The organism is Pseudomonas sp. NPDC087346 (assembly GCF_044744235.1).
In the GTDB taxonomy this organism is placed as follows: domain Bacteria; phylum Pseudomonadota; class Gammaproteobacteria; order Pseudomonadales; family Pseudomonadaceae; genus Aquipseudomonas.
Genome location: NZ_JBIUXX010000065.1, coordinates 1 through 8200, shown reverse-complemented (window position 1 = coordinate 8200; position 8200 = coordinate 1). Strand labels below are relative to the sequence as shown.

Sequence of the window (8200 nt, the reverse complement as noted above, 5' to 3'; positions counted from 1 at the left end):
CTGCGGATGAACACAATGATCGCCACAATCAGTAAAGCAAGAATCACCACCGCCAGCGCGGACGCAACCGCCCAGACACGGTTGTTGAAGAACTCTTGCCAGAGCACTTTACCGATCATCAGGGTTTCCGGGCCGCCGAGCAGTTCCGGGATCACGAACTCGCCCACCACCGGGATGAACACCAACATGCAGCCGGCAATGATCCCGTTCTTCGACAGCGGAATAGTGATTTTCCAGAAGCTGTTGAAGGTACTCGAACCGAGGTCGGAAGCGGCTTCCAGCAGACTGTGATCGTGCTTCACCAGGTTGGCGTACAGCGGCAGGATCATGAACGGCAGGTACGAATAGACGACGCCGATGTACACCGCGAGGTTGGTGTTGAGGATCTGCAGCGGCTCATCGATAAAGCCCATGCTCATCAGGAAACCGTTGAGCAGCCCGTTGTTGCTGAGGATGCCCATCCACGCGTAAACGCGGATCAGGATCGCGGTCCAGGTCGGCATCATGATCAGCAGCACCAGCACCGTTTGCATCTCTTTACGGGCGGTGGCGATGGCGTAAGCCATCGGGTAGCCGATCAACAGGCACAACAGCGTGCTGAAAAACGCCATCTTCAGCGAGCCAAGGTAAGCGGCGATGTACAACTCGTCGCCCGCCAGCATCGCGTAGTTGCCCAGGTTCAGCAGCAGTTGCAGCTTCTGCTCGGCGTACGTGTAGATCTCGGTGTACGGCGGGATCGCCACGTCGGCTTCGGCGAAGCTGATCTTCAGAACGATGAAGAACGGCAGCATGAAGAACAGAAACAGCCAGATGAACGGAACCCCGATGACCAGCTGCCGGCCATTGGGGATTATTCGATTGAGGCGGCGTTTGAATTTGCGCATGTTCATGAGCGGAGTACCACGCCGCTGTCGTCTTCCCACCACACGTAAACCTGATCGCCCCAGGTCGGACGCGCGCCGCGACGCTCGGCGTTGGCCACGAACGACTGCACCAGTTTGCCGCTCGGCAATTCGACGTAGAACACCGAATGACCGCCGAGGTAGGCGATGTCATGCACTTTGCCGCTCGACCAGTTGTACTCGCAGGTCGGCATTTCGGCGGTGACCAGTAGCTTCTCCGGACGAATCGCGTAAGTGACCGACTTGTCCTGCACCGAGGTGCTGATGCCGTGGCCGACGTAGATCTGCCGGTCGAGATCCTTGCAGGTGATGGTCGCGTGGCCTTCCGCATCGTCGATCACTTCACCCTCGAAGATGTTGACGTTGCCGATGAATTCGCAGACCAGACGGCTGGTCGGGGTTTCGTAGATGTCGATCGGGCTGCCGATCTGAGCGATCCAGCCCAGGTGCATGATCGCGATGCGCTCGGCCATGGTCATGGCCTCTTCCTGGTCGTGAGTCACCATTACGCAGGTCACCCCTACGCGTTCGATGATTTCCACCAGTTCCAGCTGCATCTGCGAACGCAGTTTTTTATCCAGTGCGCCCATCGGTTCGTCGAGCAGCAGCAGTTTCGGCCGCTTGGCCAGCGAACGCGCCAGCGCCACACGCTGACGCTGACCGCCAGACAGTTGATGCGGTTTGCGCTTGGCGTACTGGCTCATCTGTACCAGCTTGAGCATTTCGGCGACGCGGGCATCGACTTCGGAAGACGAAATCTTGTCCTGCTTGAGGCCGAAGGCGATGTTCTGCGCCACGGTCATGTGCGGGAACAAGGCGTACGACTGGAACATCATGTTGATCGGACGTTCGTACGGCGGCATGTCGGTGATGTCGACGCCGTCGAGGAAAATGCGCCCCTCCGTGGGCCGTTCGAACCCTGCCAGCATCCGCAGCAGGGTGGACTTGCCCGATCCCGAACCGCCGAGCAGAGCGAAGATCTCGCCCTTTTTGATTTCCAGGGACACATCGTCCACGGCAATCGTCTCGTCGAACTTCTTCGTGACCCGGTCGATTTTGACCAACACCTGTTTAGGTGTCTGGTCGCCCTCGAGGGCTTTCTTATAGGCGCCGGAGGCAACTGCCATTTACGAAACTCCCAGAAAAAAACAATGCAGTCCGTCCACGCAAGACGAACCCAGGATAGTTTGTGCCTTATTTGCCCGTCTTGACCTTGGTCCAGCTACGGGTCATCAAACGCTGAATGTTCGGTGGCAACTCGGTCGACACGTAGGTCTTGTCGAGGACTGCTTGCGGCGGATAAACCGCTTCATCGGTGCGGATGGACTGCTCCATCAGCTTGTCCGACCCCGGGTTGGGGTTGGCATAACCGACGTAATCACTGACCTGGGCAATCACCTCAGGTTTCAGCAAATAGTTGATGAAGGCGTGGGCCTCTTTGACGTTTGACGAGTCCTTCGGAATCGCCAGCATGTCGAACCACAGCGCGCCGCCCTCTTTCGGAATCGAGTAGGCGATGTTCACGCCTTTCTTGGCTTCTTCGGCGCGGTGCTTGGCCTGGAAGATGTCGCCGGAGAAACCGATCGCCACGCAGATGTCGCCGTTAGCCAGGTCACCGATGTATTTCGAAGAGTGGAAGTAGGTCACGTACGGACGCACTGCGAGCAGCTTGGCGGTGGCCTTCTTGTAGTCTTCAGGATTGGTGCTGTTGGCGTTCAGGCCCATGTAGTTGAGCATGGTCGGCATCATTTCATCCGCCGAATCGAGGAACGCTACGCCACAGCTGTGCAGCTTCTTGATGTTTTCCGGCTCGAACAGCACGCTCCAGGAATCGATCTTGTCGACGCCGAGCACAGCCTTGACCTTGTCGACGTTGTAACCGATGCCGTTGGTGCCCCACAGGTACGGTACGGCGTACTGGTTGCCCGGATCGTTCTGCTCCAGGCGCTTGAGCAGCACCGGATCGAGATTCGCGTAGTTCGGCAACTGGCTGCGGTCGAGCTTCTGGAAAGCCCCGGCCTTGATCTGCTTGCCGAGGAAGTGGTTCGACGGCACAACCACGTCGTAACCGGTGCGGCCCGCCAGCAGCTTGCCTTCCAGGGTTTCGTTGGAATCGAATACGTCGTAGACCGGCTTGATCCCGGTGTCTTTCTGGAAGTCGGCCAGCGTGGTCTCGCCGATGTAATCCGACCAGTTATAAATATGCACGGTACCGGCAGCCTGGGCGCCGACGACGAACGTCAGGCCAGCAGTGGCCAGCAATGCATTGCGCAACAAAGAAAAAATAGGCAAGTGGAGGTCCTCTAAATTAGTTGGGCCCAAGTTGCCCAGCGCTGCATGACAGCCATGGCTGCCCGGCAACAAAACCGGCGCGCAACTTACCCTCGAAAAACCGTTCCAGCAAAACTTTCTGTCATTTAATTATTCCGCTAACCGCCCTCGCAGGGACGACGGCCAGCGGTTGTTGCTTCAAACCGGCTTATTTACCGGATTTGATCTTGGTCCAGCTGCGGGTCATGATCCGCTGAGTCGCGGCCGGCAAGTCGGCAATCGCGTACAGCTTGGCCAGTACATCAGCCGGTGGATAAACGCCCGGGTCACTGGTGATGTCTTTATCGACCAGTGGGGTTGCAGCGGCGTTACCGTTCGGGAAACGTACGGCGTTGGTGATTGCAGCCATGATTTCCGGCTTCTGCAGGAAGGTCATGAACTTGTAGGCGCCTTCGACGTTTTCGGCATCTTTAGGGATGGCGACCATGTCGTAGAAGCTGCCTGCACCTTCTTTCGGAATGTTGTAGCTGACTTTGACCTTGTCACCGGCTTCGGCAGCGCGGGACTTGGCCTGATAGATATCACCCGAGTAACCGACGGCTACGCAGATGTTGCCGTTGGCCAGGTCAGAGATGTACTTGGACGAGTGGAAGTAAGCGATCGAAGGACGAACCTTCATGATCAGCGCTTCAGCCTTGTCGATGTCTTCTTTCTTCTGGCTGTCGGTTGGCAGACCCAGGTAATGCAGCGCCACCGGGATCATCTCGGTTGGCGAGTCGAGCAGGCTGATGCCGCAGGATTTCAGCTTGGCCGCGTTTTCCGGCTTGAAGATCAGATCCCACGAATCGACAGGTGCGTCGGCACCCAGTGCAGCCTTGACCTTCTCGGCGTTGTAACCGATACCGATCGAGCCCCACATGTACGGGAAGGCGTGTTCGTTGCCCGGGTCACTGACCGAAACGGCCTTGAGCAGATCCGGGTTCAGGTTTTTCCAGTTAGGCAGCTTGGACTTGTCCAGCTTTTGGTAGACACCGGCCTTGATCTGTTTGGCGAGGAAGTTGTTCGACGGAACGACGATGTCGTAGCCGGACTTGCCTGCGAGCAGTTTGGCTTCGAGGGTTTCGTTGCTGTCGAAGACGTCGTAGACGACCTTGATGCCCGACTCGTCTTCAAACTTCTTGATGGTGTCCGGAGCGATGTAGTCGGACCAGTTGTAGACGTGCAGCACCTTGTCGTCCGCCTGAGCCGCAGCCGCCATGATTCCCATCAGGGACATGGCGAGCAGAGTCTTGCCAGCGAGCTTTTTGCCTAATGCCTTCATGCGTAATGCTCCAAATTTTTCTTTTTTGAACCACTTTGTTCAGCGGCCGAACCCGGACAACTGGAACCGCGACTAGTCTGGCAAGATCCGAGGCGGTCTTTCAAGGAAAGACCAGCCTTTCTGACATCTTCGAGCGAGAGCGCCGCAGCTCCCCCGCCCGAAGCCTAGCACCTAGCCCTGCAACACACTGAGGGTCAGGTCCAGACACTTGCGTGCCTTTGTTACCAGCTCATCGATCTCCGCTTTGCTGATAACCAGCGGCGGCGCGATGATCATGGTGTCGCCGACAGCGCGCATGATCAGCCCGTTATCGAAACAGAACTGACGGCAGATCATGCCGACGCCCTTGCCTTCGTAACGCTTGCGAGTGGCCTTGTCCTGCACCAGCTCAATGGCCCCCAACAGACCAACACCGCGAACTTCACCCACCAGCGGGTGATCATTCAGTTCCCGCAGACGTTTCTGCAAATACGGTGCCGTTTCGTTGTGCGCGTTCTCGATAATTTTTTCTTCACGCAGGATACGGATGTTTTCCAGACCCACCGCTGCCGCCACCGGGTGACCGGAGTAGGTGAAGCCGTGGTTGAAATCGCCGCCTTCGTTAAGCACTGCCACCACCGTGTCACGAACGATCAAGCCACCCATAGGGATGTAGCCGGAAGTCAGGCCCTTGGCGATGGTCATCATGTCGGGTTTGAGGTCGTAGAAATCGCTACCGAACCACTCACCGGTACGGCCGAAACCGCAGATCACTTCGTCGGCGACGAACAGAATGTCGTACTTGGCGAGGATCTCTTTCACCCGCGGCCAGTAGCTGTCAGGCGGAATGATCACGCCGCCAGCCCCCTGAATCGGCTCGGCAATAAAGGCACCGACGTTATCCACGCCGACTTCGAGAATTTTTTCTTCCAGCTGATTGGCTGCCCAGATCCCGAACTCTTCAGGGGACATGTCGCCGCCTTCGGCGAACCAGTACGGCTGGGCAATGTGGACGATGCCCGGAATCGGCAAGTCGCCCTGTTCGTGCATATAAGTCATGCCGCCCAGGCTCGCGCCGGCCACGGTCGAACCGTGATAACCGTTCTTGCGGCTGATGATGACTTTCTTGTTCGGCTGGCCCTTGATCGCCCAGTAGTGGCGAACCATACGCAGCATGGTGTCGTTGCCTTCGGAGCCGGAACCAGTGAAGAACACATGGTTCATGCCTTCTGGCGCGACGTCGGCGATGGCCTTGGCCAGTTCCAGCGCAGGTGGATGCGCGGTCTGGAAAAACAGATTGTAGTAAGGCAGTTCGCGCATCTGCTTGCTGGCGGCATCGGCCAGTTCATCGCGCCCGTAACCGATGGCCACGCACCACAGCCCGGCCATGCCGTCGAGGATCTTGTTGCCTTCGCTGTCCCAGAGGTACACGCCCTTGGCATTGGTGATGATCCGCGGGCCCTTCTCTTTCAATTGCTTGAAATCGCTGAACGGGGCCAGGTGATGATCATTGCTGAGTGCTTGCCACTCACGGGTTTGCGGGTTGTTGCTGGTCATGCCAATTCTCCTTGTTATCGGTGAAGGCGCGACGTATGACCGTCGCGCCTGGCGCATCAGACGGCGAAGAGCAGGTACTCACGCTCCCACGAACTGATCACGCGCTTGAAGTTTTCATGCTCGGCCCGCTTGACCGCGACGTAGCCAGTAATGAAAGTCTTGCCCAGGTATTTTTCGACGGTGGTGCTGTTTTCCATGCGTTCCAGCGCGTCTTCGATGGTCAGTGGCAGGCGCAGGTTGCGGCGCTCGTAACCACGGCCAACCACTGGCGCGCTCGGGTTCAGGCCTTCGACCATGCCGATGTAGCCGCAGAGCAGGCTCGCGGCAATCGCCAGGTACGGGTTGGCGTCGGCGCCCGGCAGACGGTTTTCCACCCGACGGTTCTGCGGACCGGCATCCGGTACACGCAGGCCCACGGTGCGGTTCTCTTCGCCCCACTCGACGTTCACTGGTGCCGAGGTGTCCGGCAGGAAGCGGCGGAACGAGTTGACGTTCGGTGCGAACAGCGGCAACAGCTCGGGGATCAGTTTCTGCAAACCACCGATGTGGTGCAGGAACAACTGGCTCATGGTCCCGTCTTCATTGGAGAACACGTTCTTGCCGGTCTCGATGTCGATGATGCTCTGGTGCAAGTGCATGGCACTGCCCGGCTCACCGGTCATCGGCTTGGCCATGAAGGTAGCGGCCACGTCGTGCTTGAGCGCGGCTTCACGCATGGTGCGTTTGAACACCAGAATCTGATCGGCCAGCGACAGTGCATCGCCGTGACGGAAGTTGATTTCCATCTGCGCGGTGCCGTCTTCGTGGATCAGGGTGTCTAGATCCAGCTCCTGCAGTTCGCACCAGTCATAGACGTCTTCGAACAGCGGATCGAATTCGTTGGCGGCCTCAATGGAGAACGACTGACGACCGATTTCCGGACGGCCCGAGCGACCGATTGGCGGCTGCAACGGATAGTCGGGGTCGTCGCTGCGCTTGGTCAGGTAGAACTCCATTTCCGGCGCGACGATTGGCTGCCAGCCCTTGTCGGCATACAGCTTGAGGACTTTCTTCAGGACGTTGCGCGGCGACAGCTCGATCGGGTTGCCTTGCTTGTCATAAGTGTCGTGAATCACCTGAGCGGTCGGCTCGATGGCCCATGGCACCAGGTACACGGCGTTCTGGTCGGGGCGGCAGATCATGTCGATGTCAGCCGGGTCGAGCAGTTCGTAATAGATGTCGTCTTCGACGTAATCGCCGGTCACGGTCTGCAACAGAACACTCTCTGGCAGGCGCATGCCTTTTTCGGCGTTGAACTTGTTGGTCGGCGAGATCTTGCCGCGCGTGATGCCGGTCAAGTCGGCGATCATGCATTCGACTTCTGTGATCTTGTGGTCTTTCAACCAATCGGTGAGCTGGTCGAGGTTGGTACTCATAAATGCCTCTGGGCTGAGTCTCCTGACACCGGGTGTCAGGCAAAATTTGACGCCGGGGCGTCGCGATAAAGGGCTTGCTTGCGCGAATGCCGGCCTATGCCTGGCACCGCGCGAAGACAATGAAAGAGGAGCTTACCTGCCCTTTACGCTGGCGTTGCATTTCCCGTGCACTCTCAACACATACAGCCGACCGTGCAGAATCGTGAGCAACGCAATGGACACGTCGGCGCGCACGGCTCAGGCTGCGGGAGAGAAAGCGATCTATATTGGAAGGGAAATCGGTAAAGAGGGTGCCATCCTGTGCGTCCAGAATATCGGACGTTGCCGTTTTTGCCGCCGAATGCGAGAGCGATTGCGGCAGGTCGCAGGCCTTGTCGGCTGCGATACGGACGGACGAGTCGCCACTGATGTGATAAGCATGCAGACCGGACTGCACGGAGCAGTCGGTGACGCCGATTAACGGCAGGCGAGACATGAAGCACCCCGGTATTATTGCTGTTATGGGTTTGATCGGAGCTTAGCCTTGTTCATTTTTTTACACAACACCCCCGTAAAAAATACAACACGGCCTGCTCAAGCCTGCGGGTGCCAAGCGTCCCAAGTGCTAAAAAACGCCCTAAAGTGCCCCATAAATGCCCTCACGGCGCTTTTTTAGGGCAAAAAAGGCCTCGCTTGACTTCGGCAGGCCGTTCGGGTTGACTGAAACCAGAAAAGATCAATGATTGATATTTTTAACAACAAAGGTGTTGCATCAT

Annotated in this window: 7 protein-coding genes; all 7 read right to left on the bottom strand. The window is 57.7% G+C overall.

What is annotated here, in order from left to right:
- Window positions 1-851 (bottom strand): ABC transporter permease subunit (locus ACIOZM_RS26665; protein WP_401219437.1); only part of this gene is annotated, 851 nt, incomplete at its 3' end.
- Between the two features lie 35 nt (window positions 852-886).
- Window positions 887-2029 (bottom strand): ABC transporter ATP-binding protein, encoded by a 1143-nt coding sequence (locus tag ACIOZM_RS26660; protein ID WP_401219381.1) that lies wholly within the window; start codon window positions 2027-2029, stop codon window positions 887-889.
- Window positions 2030-2096: 67 nt separating this feature from the next.
- Window positions 2097-3194 carry a polyamine ABC transporter substrate-binding protein gene (locus ACIOZM_RS26655; protein ID WP_401219379.1) on the bottom strand — a complete coding sequence of 366 codons (1098 nt, stop codon included), beginning with the start codon at window positions 3192-3194 and terminating at the stop codon, window positions 2097-2099.
- Window positions 3195-3381: 187 nt separating this feature from the next.
- Window positions 3382-4494: a polyamine ABC transporter substrate-binding protein gene (locus ACIOZM_RS26650; protein WP_401219376.1), complete on the bottom strand. Its 1113-nt coding sequence runs from the start codon at window positions 4492-4494 to the stop codon at window positions 3382-3384.
- A 171-nt stretch (window positions 4495-4665) separates the two neighbouring features.
- On the bottom strand, window positions 4666-6030 hold the full coding sequence (locus ACIOZM_RS26645; RefSeq protein ID WP_401219373.1) for an aspartate aminotransferase family protein: 1365 nt from the start codon (window positions 6028-6030) through the stop codon (window positions 4666-4668).
- Window positions 6031-6086: 56 nt separating this feature from the next.
- The gene (locus ACIOZM_RS26640) at window positions 6087-7445 is read right to left on the bottom strand and encodes a glutamine synthetase family protein (protein ID WP_401219371.1); all 1359 of its coding nucleotides are present in this window, start codon (window positions 7443-7445) and stop codon (window positions 6087-6089) included.
- A 94-nt stretch (window positions 7446-7539) separates the two neighbouring features.
- Entirely contained in the window at window positions 7540-7920 is a 381-nt protein-coding gene (locus tag ACIOZM_RS26635) for a glutamine amidotransferase (protein ID WP_401219368.1), read from the bottom strand.
- Window positions 7921-8200 lie beyond the last annotated feature (280 nt).

Coding starts and splice junctions, on each gene's coding strand:
- ACIOZM_RS26650 (WP_401219376.1), bottom strand. CDS start 4,494: ATGAAGGCATTAGGCAAAAAGCTCGCTGGCAAGACTCTGCTCGCCATG.
- ACIOZM_RS26645 (WP_401219373.1), bottom strand. CDS start 6,030: ATGACCAGCAACAACCCGCAAACCCGTGAGTGGCAAGCACTCAGCAAT.
- ACIOZM_RS26660 (WP_401219381.1), bottom strand. CDS start 2,029: ATGGCAGTTGCCTCCGGCGCCTATAAGAAAGCCCTCGAGGGCGACCAG.
- ACIOZM_RS26640 (WP_401219371.1), bottom strand. CDS start 7,445: ATGAGTACCAACCTCGACCAGCTCACCGATTGGTTGAAAGACCACAAG.
- ACIOZM_RS26635 (WP_401219368.1), bottom strand. CDS start 7,920: ATGTCTCGCCTGCCGTTAATCGGCGTCACCGACTGCTCCGTGCAGTCC.